16 protein-coding genes are annotated in these 14921 nt (G+C 64.9%); 10 read left to right on the forward strand and 6 right to left on the reverse strand.

The features are described from left to right. Nucleotides 1–292: 292 nt before the first annotated feature. Nucleotides 293–1441: a ribonuclease D gene (rnd, locus tag BraRD5C2_RS09455; protein ID WP_223968008.1), complete on the forward strand. Its 1149-nt coding sequence runs from the start codon at nucleotides 293–295 to the stop codon at nucleotides 1439–1441. Between the two features lie 331 nt (nucleotides 1442–1772). After that, nucleotides 1773–1976 (forward strand): cold-shock protein, encoded by a 204-nt coding sequence (locus BraRD5C2_RS09460; RefSeq protein WP_021079877.1) that lies wholly within the window; start codon nucleotides 1773–1775, stop codon nucleotides 1974–1976. Here BraRD5C2_RS09460 and purN read toward each other — a convergent pair. Beyond that, a complete protein-coding gene (gene purN / locus BraRD5C2_RS09465; protein ID WP_223968009.1) occupies nucleotides 1970–2716 on the reverse strand; it encodes a phosphoribosylglycinamide formyltransferase in 747 nt (248 codons plus the stop codon). The genes BraRD5C2_RS09460 and purN overlap by 7 nt on opposite strands. Next, a complete protein-coding gene (gene purM / locus BraRD5C2_RS09470; protein ID WP_223968010.1) occupies nucleotides 2713–3786 on the reverse strand; it encodes a phosphoribosylformylglycinamidine cyclo-ligase in 1074 nt (357 codons plus the stop codon). The genes purN and purM overlap by 4 nt, the downstream gene beginning before the upstream one ends. A gap of 160 nt (nucleotides 3787–3946) precedes the next feature. Here purM and BraRD5C2_RS09475 point away from each other — a divergent pair, with 160 nt between their 5' ends. From BraRD5C2_RS09475 to ppx, 4 genes are all read left to right on the forward strand, one after another. Beyond that, the gene (locus tag BraRD5C2_RS09475; RefSeq protein WP_223968011.1) at nucleotides 3947–4489 is read left to right on the forward strand and encodes a CDP-alcohol phosphatidyltransferase family protein; all 543 of its coding nucleotides are present in this window, start codon (nucleotides 3947–3949) and stop codon (nucleotides 4487–4489) included. Nucleotides 4490–4585: 96 nt separating this feature from the next. Next, the gene (locus tag BraRD5C2_RS09480) at nucleotides 4586–5263 is read left to right on the forward strand and encodes a P-loop NTPase family protein (protein WP_223968012.1); all 678 of its coding nucleotides are present in this window, start codon (nucleotides 4586–4588) and stop codon (nucleotides 5261–5263) included. 132 nt (nucleotides 5264–5395) lie between these two features. Continuing rightward, a complete protein-coding gene (locus tag BraRD5C2_RS09485; protein WP_223968013.1) occupies nucleotides 5396–7600 on the forward strand; it encodes an RNA degradosome polyphosphate kinase in 2205 nt (734 codons plus the stop codon). 12 nt (nucleotides 7601–7612) lie between these two features. Next, nucleotides 7613–9115, forward strand: coding sequence for an exopolyphosphatase (gene ppx / locus BraRD5C2_RS09490; RefSeq protein WP_223968014.1), 1503 nt, complete (start codon nucleotides 7613–7615; stop codon nucleotides 9113–9115). Between the two features lie 74 nt (nucleotides 9116–9189). On the opposite strand, the gene BraRD5C2_RS39510 is transcribed toward ppx, so the two are convergent. Beyond that, nucleotides 9190–9681 carry a zinc-binding dehydrogenase gene (locus BraRD5C2_RS39510; RefSeq protein ID WP_308444400.1) on the reverse strand — a complete coding sequence of 164 codons (492 nt, stop codon included), beginning with the start codon at nucleotides 9679–9681 and terminating at the stop codon, nucleotides 9190–9192. A 10-nt stretch (nucleotides 9682–9691) separates the two neighbouring features. Further along, the gene (locus tag BraRD5C2_RS39515) at nucleotides 9692–10156 is read right to left on the reverse strand and encodes an alcohol dehydrogenase catalytic domain-containing protein (protein WP_308444401.1); all 465 of its coding nucleotides are present in this window, start codon (nucleotides 10154–10156) and stop codon (nucleotides 9692–9694) included. Between the two features lie 91 nt (nucleotides 10157–10247). On the opposite strand from BraRD5C2_RS39515, the gene BraRD5C2_RS09500 reads away from it, so the two are divergent. Together BraRD5C2_RS09500 and BraRD5C2_RS09505 are read left to right on the forward strand one after the other, a co-directional pair. Then, nucleotides 10248–11093 (forward strand): LysR family transcriptional regulator, encoded by an 846-nt coding sequence (locus BraRD5C2_RS09500; protein ID WP_223968015.1) that lies wholly within the window; start codon nucleotides 10248–10250, stop codon nucleotides 11091–11093. Between the two features lie 138 nt (nucleotides 11094–11231). Further along, a complete protein-coding gene (locus BraRD5C2_RS09505) occupies nucleotides 11232–12470 on the forward strand; it encodes an acyl-CoA dehydrogenase family protein (protein ID WP_223968016.1) in 1239 nt (412 codons plus the stop codon). Between the two features lie 42 nt (nucleotides 12471–12512). On the opposite strand, the gene BraRD5C2_RS09510 is transcribed toward BraRD5C2_RS09505, so the two are convergent. Next, a complete protein-coding gene (locus BraRD5C2_RS09510; RefSeq protein WP_223968017.1) occupies nucleotides 12513–13352 on the reverse strand; it encodes a TerC family protein in 840 nt (279 codons plus the stop codon). A gap of 109 nt (nucleotides 13353–13461) precedes the next feature. Continuing rightward, nucleotides 13462–13884 (reverse strand): nucleoside-diphosphate kinase, encoded by a 423-nt coding sequence (ndk, locus tag BraRD5C2_RS09515; protein WP_050425938.1) that lies wholly within the window; start codon nucleotides 13882–13884, stop codon nucleotides 13462–13464. A gap of 350 nt (nucleotides 13885–14234) precedes the next feature. Between ndk and BraRD5C2_RS09520 the strand changes: the two genes are divergently transcribed. Next, nucleotides 14235–14498, forward strand: coding sequence for a sulfur globule protein precursor (locus tag BraRD5C2_RS09520; RefSeq protein WP_223968018.1), 264 nt, complete (start codon nucleotides 14235–14237; stop codon nucleotides 14496–14498). Nucleotides 14499–14725: 227 nt separating this feature from the next. Continuing rightward, nucleotides 14726–14896 carry a hypothetical protein gene (locus tag BraRD5C2_RS09525; protein WP_223968019.1) on the forward strand — a complete coding sequence of 57 codons (171 nt, stop codon included), beginning with the start codon at nucleotides 14726–14728 and terminating at the stop codon, nucleotides 14894–14896. Nucleotides 14897–14921 lie beyond the last annotated feature (25 nt).

Raw genomic sequence — 14921 nt, forward strand, 5'->3', positions numbered from 1 at the left:
TCGAGCCGGGCGATGACACCGAAGATGGGGTTCGCCAATGACGGTGCGTTGCCATACGCGGCCGGGGCCGCGATCCCCCGACCAGCGAATTCCGGTGGTTATGGGCCCTGGCTTTCGCCAGGACGACGGACGGATTCGGGGCACAACCGGGCCGAAAATGCCCGCGAATCGCGCCCAATCACTTCAAAAATGTCCTGTCCCTCACCCGGTGCAGAGCCAAAATCCCTGCAAGACCCTTGACATAGCTGCCCTTTCGGCAGAACGCGTGTGGTCAAGCCGTCATGGACTGTTCATGGATCTGATTAGCACGACCTCCGACCTCGCCGCCGCCTGCGACCGGCTCGCCCAACACAAGGTCATCACCGTCGACACCGAGTTCCTGCGGGAGACGACCTACTATCCCCTGCTCTGCGTCGTGCAGATGGCGAGCGCGGATGAAGCCGTCGTGGTCGACGCGCTGGCGCCCGGCATCGACCTCAAGCCGCTGTTCGAACTGATGTCGAACGAAGCCGTGCTGAAGGTGTTTCATGCCGCACGGCAAGACATCGAAATCGTCTGGCACCTCTCCGGCACGATCCCGCATCCGATCTTCGACACCCAGGTCGCCGCCATGGTGCTCGGCTATGGCGACAGCATCGCCTATGACCAGCTGGTCGATCGCGTCACCGGCCACCGCCCCGACAAGACCCACCGCTTCACCGACTGGTCGCGCCGCCCGCTGAGCGAGGAGCAGCTGCATTACGCCGTCTCCGACGTCACCCATCTGCGCGAAGTGTTCGCGGCGCTCGACGCCGATCTGAAGAAGCGCGACCGCAGCGACTGGGTCAGCGAGGAAATGGAAATCCTGACCTCGCCCAAGACCTACGACTTCCATCCCGAGCGTGCCTGGGAGCGGCTCAAGACCCGCGTCCGCAAGCCGCGCGAGCTCGCGGTGCTGATCGAGGTTGCCGCATGGCGCGAGCAGGAGGCCCAGAGCCGCGACGTGCCGCGCTCGCGCGTGCTCAAGGACGACGCGGTCGGCGACATCGCCACCCATGCGCCGACCTCGCTGGACAAGCTCGGCAATCTGCGTTCGCTGCCGAAGGGTTTCGAACGCTCGAAATGGGGTGCCGACATCATCGCCGCGGTGCAGCGCGGACTGGCCCGCGACCCGGCGACGCTCCCCAAGCTGGAAAAGCCGAGAAACAATTCCAACGGCGCGGCGACCGTCGAGCTGTTGAAGGTGCTGCTCCGCATGACCTCGGAGCGCCACGGCGTCGCCAGCAAGGTGATCGCCACCGTCGACGACCTCGAGCAGATCGCCGCCAGCGATGAGGCCGAGGTCGGCGCCCTGCACGGCTGGCGGCGCGAACTGTTCGGCGAGGCGGCGCTCAAGCTCAAGCGCGGGCAGCTCGCGCTTGCGATCGACAAGGGCCGCGTGGTGCGGGTGGATCGGGGCTAGCAAACCAGGTTCCGGCACGTCCGGCCGTCGCCCAGTGGCCGAACGCTCGGCGCCCAAGTTCGACCGGCACAGGCTGAGGTTGCGTCAGGCGAAACCAGCGCGCTTGCTAAGGCGCAGATTTCGTGTTGCAATCCCTTCACAATCGGATTGCGGCCGTTCGACTGTGCGTTTCACGACGTTGATAGCCAAGGCTTCGACAGGCGAAACTTCGGACTTGAAGACCTTGGATATAGAGACCCGGGAATTGAACAGACAGCGGAAAGCCCGCTTGTGGCGTGGCACGTGGAAAACGTGGCCGCGTCTTTTTTATGTCTAGACTGGGAGAGAGACGATGCCGAAGGGTACCGTCAAATGGTTCAACCCGACCAAAGGCTACGGGTTCATCAAGCCGGCCGTCGGCGACAAGGATGTGTTCGTTCACATCTCGGCGGTCGAACGCGCAGGTCTCAGCACATTGAACGAGAACCAGACCGTCGAGTACGAGCTGGTGGAGAACCGCGGCAAGGCGTCGGCAGAGAACCTCAAGGTTCACTGAACGCCGCTGCTGGCGGAATTCATCCTGATGCCTCCCCCGGCCGCATCACCCGGGGGATTGCTCTCGGGGATCTCTTGCGCAACCACGCGCTCAGGCGCCGGCGCGATCAGCGTGCTGCCGGTTGCGGCGCTGCCTTGCGTCCTGCAGAGATCGCCTTCGAGCTTGAGCCGGCCGCTCGCCAGCAACCGCAGCGCCTCCGGATAGATCCGATGCTCGATGGTGATCACGCGCGCGGCGAGCGTCTCCGGCGTGTCGTCGTCAGCCACGGTGACCGCGCCCTGCATCACGATCGGTCCGGCATCGGTCTCCGGGATCACGAAATGCACCGTCGCGCCGGACAGCTTGACCCCTGCACGCAGAGCCTGGCCATGCGGATCGAGGCCGGGGAAGCAGGGCAGCAGCGACGGATGGATGTTGAGCATCCGCCCGTACCAGTGCCGGACGAATTCGGCGGTGAACAGCCGCATGAAGCCGCCGAGGCAGATCAGCTCAACCTGGCTGTCGTCGAGCACCCGCTGCAGCGCCGCCTCGAAACCCGCGCGGTCCTTGCCGAACGGCTTGCTCTCGATGACGACAGTCGGAATGCCGCTCGCTGCCGCCTTCTCGAGCCCGGGAGCGTTGGCGCGGTTGGAGATCACGGCGACGATCTCGGCCGGAAAATCCGCAGCTTTCGCAGCCTCGATCAGCGCGGCCATGTTGGAGCCGCGGCCGGAGATGAGGATGGCTGTGCGGCGCTTCATCGCGAAAGATCGAGATGACCGTGATAGACCACGCGATGCTCGTCCTTGGCCTCGATCACTTCACCGAGCAGCGTCACGGTCTCGCCGCCGGCGGTGAAGGCCTCGGTCACCGCATCGACCGCGTCAGCCTTGACGATCGCGATCATGCCGATGCCGCAGTTGAAGGTGCGCAGCAGCTCGAGCTCGGCGATACCGCCCTGCTCGGCCAGCCATTTGAACACCGGCAGCACCGGCAGCCGCGCCAGATCGATGCCGACGCCGAGATGCTTGGGCAGCACGCGCGGAATGTTGTCGGTGAAGCCGCCACCGGTGATGTGGGCGAGCCCCTTCACCGCGCCGGTCTCGCGGATCGCGCGCAAGCAGGACTTCACATAGAGCTTGGTCGGCGTCAGCAACGCCGCACCGAGCGTCATCACCGGTGCGAACGGCGCCGGCGCATCATAGGCCACGCCGGACAGCTCGACGAGCTTGCGCACCAGCGAATAGCCGTTGGAGTGCACGCCCGAGGACGCCAGGCCGATCACGGCATCGCCGGCCGCGATGTCCCCGGTCGGCAGCAGGGTGCCGCGTTCGGCCGCGCCGACCGCAAAGCCGCCGAGGTCGTAATCGCCGTCCTTGTAGAGGCCGGGCATCTCGGCGGTCTCACCGCCGATCAGCGCGCAGCCGGATTCGCGGCAGCCCTCGGCGATCCCCGCGACGATCTGCGCGGTGGCCTCCGGATGCAGCTTGCCGCAGGCGAAATAGTCGAGGAAGAACAGCGGTTCCGCGCCCTGCACGACGAGGTCGTTGACCGACATCGCGACCAGGTCGATGCCGATGCCGCCATGGATGCCGGTCTCGATCGCGATCTTCAGCTTGGTGCCGACGCCATCGGTCGCGGCCACCAGGACCGGATCCTTGAAGCCCGCGGCCTTGAGGTCGAACAGCCCGCCGAATCCGCCGATCTCGGCGTCCGCGCCGGGCCGTGCGGTGGCCCGCACCATCGGCTTGATCAGATCGACCAGACGATTGCCGGCGTCGATATCGACACCCGAATCCGCGTAAGTGAGCCCGTTTTTGCGCTCGGTCATGCCCAATTCCAGATGATAAGGGGCTGGTTACGAGGAATTCCGCCCCCGCGCAATGGCTCGCGGCAATGCTGCCGCGATACTATGTAGATAACACCCGGCCACTGCGCAAAAGAGCCGGATATCGAGTAAAATCAGGCTTCTAGCCGGGAAGCGATTCAAGTTGAGCATTCCGAATATCATCACCCTCGCCCGCATCATCCTGGTGCCGGTGATCGTCTGGGCCATCGTGTCGAGCCAGATGGAGATCGCGTTCGCGATCTTCGTGATCGCCGGCGTCTCGGATGCGGTCGACGGTTTCCTCGCCAAGCGCTTCAACATGGCCAGCGAGCTCGGCGCCCTGCTCGACCCGCTCGCCGACAAGGCGCTGCTGGTGTCGATCTATGTCGCGCTCGGAATCTGGGGCGCGGTGCCGCGCTGGATCGTGATTCTCGTGGTGTCGCGCGACATCATGATCGTCTCCGCCGTGATTGTGTCATGGTTGTTCGACAAGCCGGTGGAGATGAAGCCGTTGATGGTGTCGAAGTTGAACACGGTGGCACAGGTTGCGTTCGCGGCTTTGGTGCTGGCCTCGCTCGGCTTCGGCTTTCAGCCGCATCCCTACGACGTGATCCTGATGGGACTGGTCACAATCTTTACTTTGGGTTCGGTGTCCCTCTATCTCGTGGAGTGGGTGCGGCACATGAGCACGATCGAGGCTCGGTAGCGCACGATCCCGGAAAAGTGGAAACCGGTTTTCCCGCGACAAACGCGAAGCGTTTGCGCAGGGATCATGCTAAAATAAAGTGGTTTGGAGATTTGCGTGGCCGGTAGCGTTCAACCTCGTCAATTGGCCTTGGCCCTGCCGCACGAGGAGAAGCTGACCCGCGACGATTTCCTCGAGGGGCCCGCCAATGAGGCAGCGCTGGCGCTGATCGACGGCTGGCCCGACTGGCCGAACCGAATCATGCTGCTGGTGGGGCCTGACGGCTCCGGCAAGAGCCACCTCGCCGCGATCTGGGCCGAGATCGCCGGCGCGCGCTCGACCGCGGCACATGCCCTGACCGCCGACGCGGTGCCCACTGCTCTCGCTACCGGCGCGCTTGTGGTCGAGGATCTGAGGCCGGCGGATTTCGACGAGCGCACGATGTTCCATCTGATGAATCTCGCGCGCCAGGACGACGCCTTCGTGCTGATCACGGCGCGCGTCCCGCCGTCGGCGTTCGAGATCGAGCTGCGCGATCTGCGGTCGCGGCTCCGCGCTGTGCCGACGGTGACGCTGCTGCCGCCCGATGACCAGCTGTTCCGCGGCCTGATCGTCAAGTTCTGCGCCGACCGCCAGATGAGCGTGGACGAGCCGCTCGTCAGCTACCTGACCAACCGGATCGAGCGGTCCTATGCCGCCGTCCGCCAGGCGGTCGAGCTCCTGGATACCGAGGCGCTGCGGCTCGGCCGGCCGGTGACCCGGGCGCTGGCGGCGGAGCTGTTGCGCGATGCCTGAGCAGTCCCGCGGCTTGACGGCGCAGGCCAGCGGAACATCAATGTCATCGAAACGTCATCGCAATATCACATGGTCTGCGCGGCCCTCGGCTAGACCGCCCCAGCCCCCTGCCCGGAATTGGACCAGCACTTGATGGACTCGGCACAAGCACCTGAAATCAAAGAGAAAGAGGCGGAGCTCCCGCCCGTCCCCGCGATCGCGAGCAGCCCCGAGCGGTTCATCAACCGGGAGCTGTCCTGGCTGCACTTCAACCGCCGGGTGCTCGAGGAATCGGTCAATCTCGGCCATCCCCTGCTGGAGCGGGTCCGCTTCCTGTCGATTTCGGCGAATAACCTCGACGAGTTCTTCATGGTCCGCGTCGCCGGCATCAAGGCGCAGGTCCGCGAAGGCATTGCGGAGCGCAGCCCGGACGGCTTGCTGCCGGCCGAGCAGCTCGTGATGATCAACAAGACCGTCTCGCAACTCGCCTCCGACCAGCAGGCGATCTGGAGCGACCTGCGCGAGCTCCTGTCCAAGGTCGGCATCCAGCTGGTCGACGGGCGCGACGTCACCAAGTCCGAACGCACCTGGATCGAGGATCACTTCCTCCACAACATCTTCCCGCTGCTGACGCCGCTGGCGATCGACCCGGCGCATCCGTTCCCGTTCATCCCGAACCTCGGCTTCACGGTCGCGCTGCAATTGTCGCGGATCGCCGACGGCAAGGCGATGAACGCGCTGATCCGCATGCCCGGCAAGATCGACCGCTTCATCCGCATTCCCTCGACCAAGGAAGGCGCGCCGGCCCGCCTGATCACGCTCGAGCAGGCCACCGGCCTGTTCATCGGCCGCCTGTTCCCCGGCTACACCGTCAAGGGCCAGGGCGCGTTTCGCATCATCAGGGACTCCGAACTCGAAATCGAGGAAGAGGCCGAAGACCTCGTGCGCCTGTTCGAGACCGCGCTCAAGCGCCGTCGGCGCGGATCAGTGATCCGTCTCGAGATCGAGGCCACGATGCCCGAAGAGCTGCGCGTCTTCGTGCAGCACGCCTTGTCGGCCGCAGACGATGAAGTGATTCTGGTCGACGGCGTGCTCGCGATGAACGAGCTGTCGCAGCTCACCCGCCTCAATCGCCCCGACCTCGAATTCCCGCCCTACGTGCCGCGCCATCCCGAGCGCGTGCGCGACCATGGCGGCGATATCTTCGCCGCGATCCGCCAGAAGGACCTCGTGGTTCACCACCCCTACGAATCCTTCGACGTCGTCGTGCAGTTCCTGCAACAGGCGGCGCGCGATCCCGACGTGGTCGCGATCAAGCAGACGCTCTATCGCACCTCGAACAACTCGCCGATCGTGCGCGCGCTGGCGGATGCCGCCGAAGCCGGCAAGTCGGTGACCGCGCTGATTGAATTGAAGGCGCGGTTCGACGAGGAGGCCAATATCCGCTGGGCGCGCGACCTCGAACGCGCCGGCGTGCAGGTCGTCTACGGCTTCATCGAACTGAAGACCCACGCCAAGCTGTCGATGGTGGTCCGCCGCGAGGGCGGCAATCTCACGACCTATGTGCACACCGGCACCGGCAACTACCATCCGGTCACCGCCCGCATCTACACCGACGTCTCCTACTTCACCTCGGACCCGATCATCGGCCGCGACGTCGCGCGGGTGTTCAACTACATCACCGGTTATGCCGAGCCGAGCGACATCGAGAAGATGGCGGTGTCGCCGCTGACATTGCGCAAGCGGATCATCGAGCACATCCACGGCGAAATCGCCCACGTCAAGCATGGCCGGTCCGGCGCGATCTGGATGAAGATGAACGCGCTCGTCGACCCTGACATCATCGACGCGCTGTATGAGGCCTCGCAGGCCGGCGTCTCGATCGAACTCGTGGTGCGCGGCATCTGCTGCCTGCGGCCCGGACTGCCCGGATTGTCCGAGAACATCCGCGTCAAATCGGTGATCGGCCGGTTCCTGGAACACGGCCGAATCTATTGCTTCGGCATGGGCCAGGGCCTGCCGAGCGCAAAAGCTGCTGTGTATATCTCGTCCGCCGACATGATGCCGCGGAACCTCGACCGCCGCGTCGAGGTGCTCTGTCCGCTGCAAAATCCCACGGTGCATCAGCAGGTTCTCGAACAGATCATGGTCGCGAACCTGAAGGACACCGAGCAGAGCTGGCAATTGTTGCCGGACGGATCGTCAACGCGTATGAAGGCCGCGAAAGGCGAAGAGCCTTTCAATCTGCATGACTATTTTATGACAAATCCGAGTCTGTCCGGCCGTGGTAAGTCTCTCAAGGAATCTTCACCGCGCCGTCTCACGCGTCGTAACGAGCGTCAGCAGCCATCGTCTTAAGGGGGCCTTACGGTGAAGCGGCCGCGGAAGCGCGCTTCCAGCGTCGCTGTGATCGATATCGGCTCGAACTCGGTTCGTCTCGTGGTTTACGAGGCGATGGCGCGCAGCCTCATCACCATCTTCAACGAGAAGGCGCTGTGCGGGCTCGGACGCGAGGTGCAGAGCACCGGCTTGCTCGCAACCGACGCGGTCAACAAGGCGCTCACGGCGCTGCGCCGCTTTCGCGCGCTGTGCCGGATCCAGCAGGTCGGCCGCGTCTACGCGATCGCGACCGCGGCCTGCCGCGACGCCAAGAACGGTCCGGACTTCATCGCCCAGGCCGAGCGCATCTGCGGCGCCAAGATAGAGATCCTCACCGGGCCACGTGAAGCGAAGCTGTCTGCGCTCGGCGTCGTCTCTGGCGTGCACAATCCGAACGGCATCGTCGGCGACCTCGGCGGCGGCTCGCTCGAATTGATCGACGTCAAGGGCAACCGCGTGCGCAGCGGCGTGACGCTGCCGCTCGGCAGCCTCGCGCTGCAGGACCTCTCGAACAAATCGCTCAAGCGCGCCGAACGCATCGTCAAGAACGAACTGCTCGGCGTCGCCCAGCTCAAGACCGGCCGCGGCCGCACCTTCTACGCGGTCGGCGGCACCTGGCGCGCGCTGGCGCGCATCCACATCATCCAGAGCGGCTACCCGCTCAAGGTGATGCACGGCTATTCGATTCCGGCGGCGGACGCGCTCGACTTCGCGCAGCGGCTGCGGCGGCTCGCCGCCACCAACATGCTCGCCAATATCGAATCCATCGCAGATGCGCGGCGGCCACTATTGGCCTATGCCGCGCTCGTGCTCGAATACATCATCCGCGTGGCCCAGCCGAAGACCATCGTGTTCTCGACCTTCGGCGTGCGCGAGGGCCTGCTCTACGAGATGCTGCCGCAAGCCGAACGCGCCAAGGACGGGCTAGTCTGCGCTGCGCAGAACCTCAACGAATTGCTGTCGCGCTCTGCCCGCCACGCCCAGGAGCTGACGGCGTGGACCGACCGGCTGGTGCGCGTCGTCCGGCTGCGCGAGACCGAGGAAGACCGCAGGCTGCGCCACGTCGCCTGCCTGCTCTCCGACATTGGCTGGCGCGTGCATCCCGATCATCGCGGCGAGGAAACCCTCAGCCTGATCATGAACGGCAATTTCGGCTCGATCACCCATCAGGGCCGCGCCTTCGTCGCGCTGTCGGTGTTCTATCGCTACGCCGGCCTCAGCGAGGAGAACGAGCCGCCGCCGCAGATCCGCGCGCTGGTGACGCCGGCGATGGACGAGCGCGCGCGTGTGCTCGGCGCCGCGTTCCGTGTCGCGCACCTGATCACCGCGGCGCGCACCGGCGTGCTGCCGGCGACGCATTTCCGCACCCAGGGCCGCAAGCTGATGCTGGTGTTCGAACACCGGATGGTGGATCTGGTCGCCGACCGCGTCGGCAGCCGCTTCAAGCAATTGGCGCGGCTCGTCGGGCGTGCCGGCTCGATCGTGCGGCGCTAGCAGCGTTTCCGGCACCGCTGGATCGAACCGGACTTTCCTTCCCGGGGGATTCGATTTGAGAACTCCACCGGCCGTTACGGCCGGAGCAGAATCGACCCGACGGTTGCGCCTTGCTCGAGACGGAGATGGGCTTTCGCCGCATCGCTCAGCGCAAACTCGGCGCCAATCTTGATCTTCAGACCGCGTCCGATTTGCTCAAACAGGGCCGCCGTCGCACGGGCGTAGGATCTCGGATCGCCGGCATAGGCAAAGAAGCTGGGCCGCGCGAGTGACAATGACCGACGGGGTCCCAACTCGCCGAGCGCGATTGCCGGCAAGGATCCGCCGGCTTGGCCGACGCTGATGACCGTACCGAACGGCTTCATCGCATCGAGCGTCCGAGTCAGCGTCTCTCCGCCAACACCGTCATAGGCGATGTCGACGCCGGTACCGTCGGTCAGACGACGCACCTCCGCAACAAAATCAGTCTCGCGATACAGGATCGCGTGATCGAGGCCATGGCTGCGCGCAAGCTCCGCCTTGTCGAGGGAGTACCGATCACGGTTGCGCCGAGGCGCTTTGCCCACTGCGTAAGGATCAATCCAAGTCCGCCCGCGGCGGCGTGCACGAGCACCACCATGCCCTGGCGAACCGGGCACACGCGATCGAGCAGCATGTGCGCGGTGATGCCGCGCAACATGGCGGCCGCTGCGGTCTGATCGTCGATGCCGTCGGGAATGCGCACCAACCTGCTGGCCGGCAGGTTGCGGGCTTCGGCATAGCCGCCGAGCGGCAGGCCGGCATAGGCGACACGGTCTCCGATGCGGAACGCTTTGACCTCGGTCCCGCCGCTTCCACGACGCCGGCACCCTCCACTCCGAGCACGGCCGGCATGCCGGGTACGGGATAGAGCCCCATGCGCTGGTAGATATCGACAAAGTTAACTCCGATCGCGGTTTGACGCAGCCGCACCTCATCGGCCGCCGGACGCGGAAGGTCCGCGCGAACCGGCTTGAGGACGTCGACGCCGCCGGGCGCGGTCATGGCAATGCTCAGGGTCATTGGTGGTCTCCAGTGATAAGACCAACCTAGGGGGAGCGCCTGCGCGCAAGAATTCCTTATCCGCGCGCAGTTTCTGTGCAAAAATTCGCATATGGATTGGGATGACCTCCGTTTCTTTGCCGAACTGGTCCGCCAGGGCAATCTCTCGGCCACCGCCCGCCGGCTTCGTGCCGACCATTCGACGGTCGCCCGGCGCGTCGACAGCCTGGAGCGCGCGCTCAAGATCAAGCTGTTCGATCGCCTGCCACGCGGATACGTGCTGACGGCCGAAGGCGAACGCATCGCCGAGCGCGTCGGCGCGCTTGAAGAAGCCGTCTTCTCGATTCAGCGCCTTGAAGGCGGTGAAGCGGCGGTCAATGGCCGGGTCAGAATCAGCGCGCCGCCAGCGTTCGCGAGTCTCTGGCTGGTCCCGCGGCTTGCGGCCTTGGGCCGCAATCATCCGGGTCTCGTTCTCGACGTCCTCGGCGCGACTGCGGCAGCAAGCCTCGCACGCCGGGAGGCCGACATTGCGTTGCGGCTGTCACGCCCCGAAGACGGCGGCTTGACGATCCGGAACCTGGGTCGCTTGCGATACGGGATCTATGGTGCGCGCACCTATCTCGACGAGGTCGCTGAGGAAGAGCGGGTCTTTCTGGCCTATGACGAAGCGCTTGACGCTTCCCCGCAGCAGCGTTGGCTACGCAAATTTGCCGGAGACCGGCCCATTGTGATGCTTGCCAACGACCTGGTGTTCTTGATTTCGGGTGCTCGCGCCGGGATGGGGCTCGCCGCCGTACCCCACGTGCTCGCGGAGGACTGCGAGGAGCTCCGTTGCGTGGCTGAAAGCGAGGAAGCCACGCGTCAATTGTGGCTCGTCTATCACCCCGACATCGGTCGCTCGGCGCGCATCCGCGTCGTGATCGATCACCTCGTGGCGATCACCCAATGCCTGAGGTGAGCCGGGACACCCCGTAGCAACCCTTCTGCGCGTTTGCGCACACGAACTGCGCAAAGATCGGCAGTTCTCCTCCGCACCATCGCGATGCACAGGTCGCTGGCAGGCAAATGCCCGTCGCGCAAAGGAGGACGATTCGAAATGGCAAACGTATCGCTGGTGGAACATGACGCTGCTGAGCACGTATGGCTGCTACCGGAAGTGCTTCATGGCAAGGACACTTCGAGCCCGGCTGACTTTCTCGCGCTCGACTCGATGCTCACACCCGCGGAGCGTGGTGAACGCGATGCCGTGAGACAATTCGTCGAAAGAGAACTGAAGCCGCATACGCGGGATTGGTTCAAGACAAGGCCGCCGCTTCGCGAACTGACGAGATTGTTCGGCCAGCACCGAATGTTCGGCAGATTGATCGGGGAGACTGCGGCCCGGATTCCGCCCGCGGTCTCTTTCGGCCTGCAGATGCTCGAGCTCGAAGCTGGTGACACGGCCTTTCGCCAGCTCGTCTCAACGCAGGACAACCTCGTGATGTTTGCATTGGCCGAGTACGGTTCGCCGGACCAACGCGCGGAATGGTTGCCGCAGCTTGCCACAGGCGAGGCCGTCGGCTGCTTCGCGATGACTGAGCCCACTGCCGGCAGCGATGTCGCCGGCATGCAGACGGTGGCCCGACGAGATGGTCCCGATTGGGTACTTAACGGCAAGAAGCGCTGGATCACCAACGGTGTGGATGCCGACGTTGCAATCGTCTGGGCGAAGACCGACGAGGGCATTCGCGGCTTCGTCGTCCCGACCCAAACGGCCGGCTTCAGCGCCGTGGACATCGGCGACAAGGTGGCGATGCGCCATTCCTCCTCCACGGAGCTTGGCCTCCGCAACGTTCGGCTGCCGGCATCGGCATTGCTTCCCCTCGCCTCCGGCTCGCGCGCGCCGCTGTCCTGCACCAGCGAAGCGCGCTACGGGATTCTGTGGGGTGCGGCGGGAGCGGCGCGCGACTGCTTCCTTGCTGCGCTGGAGCGGTCGCTCGCGCGAACACAATTCGGCCGTCCGCTGGCGAGCTTCCAGCTTACGCAGCAGCGCCTTGCGGTGATGTGTTCAAAGGTTGGCCACGCCACGATGCTCGCCATTCATCTGGGCCGCCTGAGAGAACAGGGCTGCGTGACCGCCGCGCAGCTCAGCCTCGGCAAGCTTCAGAACGTTCAGGCAGGTCTTGAAGTCGCACGTGAAGCTCGCGCCCTGCACGGCGGGGACGGCATCACGTTGGAATTTTCGCCGATCCGCCACATGATCAATCTCGAGGCTGTCTCGACGTACGAAGGCACGCATGAAATTCATACGCTTGCCGTCGGACGCGCGCTGACCGGGATCGATGCGTTCCGTTGACGATCGGACGGCCCGCCTGAAGCGGGACATCGCAGGTGCCCGTCACGCCGCCTTGGCGGCGTGCTTGGCCTTGCGGAGCGTGTGACGGCGCCAGATCGATCCCATGACCAGCACCACGACGATGCCGAGCACGGCGAGCGTGATCTCGCCGCCGTTGCCGCCATGGGCGAATTGCGGCGACATCCCGATCGAAGTCAGCCAGGAATCGAGCCTGGCACCGAGCGGTCCGGCGAACAGCGCATTCAGCTTGGGATGCACGGCCGGATCGGTCGCAATGACGTCGCCCGCGATCCAGCCGAGCAGCGCGGCGCCGGCCCAGACCAGGACCGGCAGCTTGGTGAGCAGCGCCATGATCAGCGCCGCACCGGCCACGATCAGGGGAACGCTGATCGCAAGTCCGAGCACCAGCAGCGGTACGCTGCCATTGGCGGCAGCGGCGACCGCGATCACATTGTCGAGGCTCATCACGATGTCCGCGACCACGACGATCTGAACCGCGGCCCACAGATGTGAGGCCGCGTGCACGCTGTCCTCGTCCTCCTGCTCCGGCACCAGGAGCTTGGCGGCGATCACGATCAGCGCCAGTCCACCGACCAGCTTCAGGTAGGGAAGCTCCATCAGGCTGGCGACGATGCCGGTGAAGATGACGCGCAGCAGCACCGCCGCGGCGGCACCGAGAATCATGCCCCACAGGCGCTGGCGCGGCGCGAGCCCGCGGCACGCGAGCGCGATCACGAGCGCGTTGTCGCCCGACAGCAGGACGTTGATCCAGATGATCTTGCCGACGGCGACCCAGAAGGTCGGGGTCGCCATCTCGTTCTTGAACTCGGTGAAGAACGCGCCGATGTACGCCGGATCAAAGATCTGCCACAGCCAGTCCACAGCGAGTCCTATTCGGCCTTATGGCCGCCCCTGGCGGCGGTGGTCCGCCGCTCCCAGTTCATTTCGACGCGGTCTCCCCAGGAGACCGCGTCACTTCAGTTGTGCGGCGTCAGCCGACGATCTCGTTGCCGGCGAAGAACTGCGCGATCTCGATCACCGCGGTCTCCGGAGCATCCGAACCGTGCACCGAATTCTCGCCGATCGACTTCGCATAGAGCTTGCGGATGGTGCCTTCGGCGGCCTTCGACGGATCGGTCGCACCCATCACGTCGCGATACTTCAGGATGGCGCCCTCTCCTTCCAGCACCTGGACCACGACCGGGCCGGAGGTCATGAAGTCGACCAGTTCGCCGAAGAACGGGCGTGCCTTGTGGACGGCATAGAAGGTTTCGGCCTGGCCGCGGGTCATCTGGATGCGCTTCTGCGCCACGACCCGCAGGCCCGCCTTCTCGATCACCGCATTGACCGCGCCGGTCAGGTTGCGCTCGGTGGCATCGGGCTTGATGATCGAAAAGGTGCGTTCAATCGCCATGATTTCGTCCTTGTAAACGGTGGCTGGGAGTTGCCGGGGCTTATATCGGCGCAGTGGGGTAACGGCAAGCGACCCTGTGACGCGTTAGCCTTTAGTTTTGATGGATTTTCACGACAGAAACCGTCGTCCGGGCGGTCTGTGGACAGCGACAGGCTCGGCCAACTTACCGCGATTTCACTTAGGTGAACCCATTCTGACAGCGCCGTGCCGCTGCCGTTCAGCTGCAGTCGCCTAGGCTCTACACCGATCGGACGCCTTGCTGGCCCCCCATCCGCAAGCCTCACAGGACGTCTCGGGAAACGATGTCACCGCGGGCGCGTCACGCGCGCCCATACCTCGAGGAGACGATCATGTTACGCAAATTATCGCTCGCTACCGTTGCCGCAATTTCGCTCGGTGCCGCCGCACTCGCCCCGACCTCCGCCTCGGCCTGGGGTGGTTGGCATGGCGGCTGGCACGGCGGATGGCACCACGGCTGGTGGGGCGGCCCGCGCGTCATCGTCGGTGGGCCGGCCTACTACGGCGGCTATGGCTACGGTGGCGGTTGCTATGTGCGCCGCGTCGTGCCGACCCCGTGGGGTCCCCGCTGGCGTCTGGTCAACCGCTGCTACTGATCCATCTGTTCTGTCGACTGCTCCCCTGACTTGCATCGCCCCGGCCTCGCGCCGGGGCTTTTTTGTGCCCGCCAGGGAACCCGCCTCACTACCTCAAGGCGACAGTAAGGCGGAACCGAAACCAAATTCGGAGGTCGCGACTTGTCATGGCAGGATTTACGAAGCACGCGAGATGGAACTCGCCAAGAAACATTCCAAGGCACATGCCGAGAGCCATGACGATGACAATGACCCAGACCGACAACGATCCCGATCAGATTGATCGCAAGACCTGCCGTTACATCTGCGATGCCGTGGGTGAACGACTCCAGCAAAGCATGCGGCCAGAACCCGCACTTTCGTCCCGCTTGCAACAGCTGCTCGAGGAAATGCAACGCCGGGAAAACGAGCGCCACTAGATAGTGCGGGCTCACCGGCAGCCCA

The sequence above is a fragment of the Bradyrhizobium sp. RD5-C2 genome, from assembly GCF_019972155.1.
Classification (GTDB): Bacteria; Pseudomonadota; Alphaproteobacteria; order Rhizobiales; family Xanthobacteraceae; genus Bradyrhizobium.

Coding starts and splice junctions, on each gene's coding strand:
- rnd (WP_223968008.1), top strand. CDS start 293: ATGGATCTGATTAGCACGACCTCCGACCTCGCCGCCGCCTGCGACCGG.
- BraRD5C2_RS09460 (WP_021079877.1), top strand. CDS start 1,773: ATGCCGAAGGGTACCGTCAAATGGTTCAACCCGACCAAAGGCTACGGG.
- purN (WP_223968009.1), bottom strand. CDS start 2,716: ATGAAGCGCCGCACAGCCATCCTCATCTCCGGCCGCGGCTCCAACATG.
- purM (WP_223968010.1), bottom strand. CDS start 3,786: ATGACCGAGCGCAAAAACGGGCTCACTTACGCGGATTCGGGTGTCGAT.
- BraRD5C2_RS09485 (WP_223968013.1), top strand. CDS start 5,396: ATGGACTCGGCACAAGCACCTGAAATCAAAGAGAAAGAGGCGGAGCTC.
- BraRD5C2_RS39515 (WP_308444401.1), bottom strand. CDS start 10,156: ATGACCCTGAGCATTGCCATGACCGCGCCCGGCGGCGTCGACGTCCTC.
- BraRD5C2_RS09500 (WP_223968015.1), top strand. CDS start 10,248: ATGGATTGGGATGACCTCCGTTTCTTTGCCGAACTGGTCCGCCAGGGC.
- BraRD5C2_RS09505 (WP_223968016.1), top strand. CDS start 11,232: ATGGCAAACGTATCGCTGGTGGAACATGACGCTGCTGAGCACGTATGG.
- ndk (WP_050425938.1), bottom strand. CDS start 13,884: ATGGCGATTGAACGCACCTTTTCGATCATCAAGCCCGATGCCACCGAG.
- BraRD5C2_RS09520 (WP_223968018.1), top strand. CDS start 14,235: ATGTTACGCAAATTATCGCTCGCTACCGTTGCCGCAATTTCGCTCGGT.
- BraRD5C2_RS09525 (WP_223968019.1), top strand. CDS start 14,726: ATGACCCAGACCGACAACGATCCCGATCAGATTGATCGCAAGACCTGC.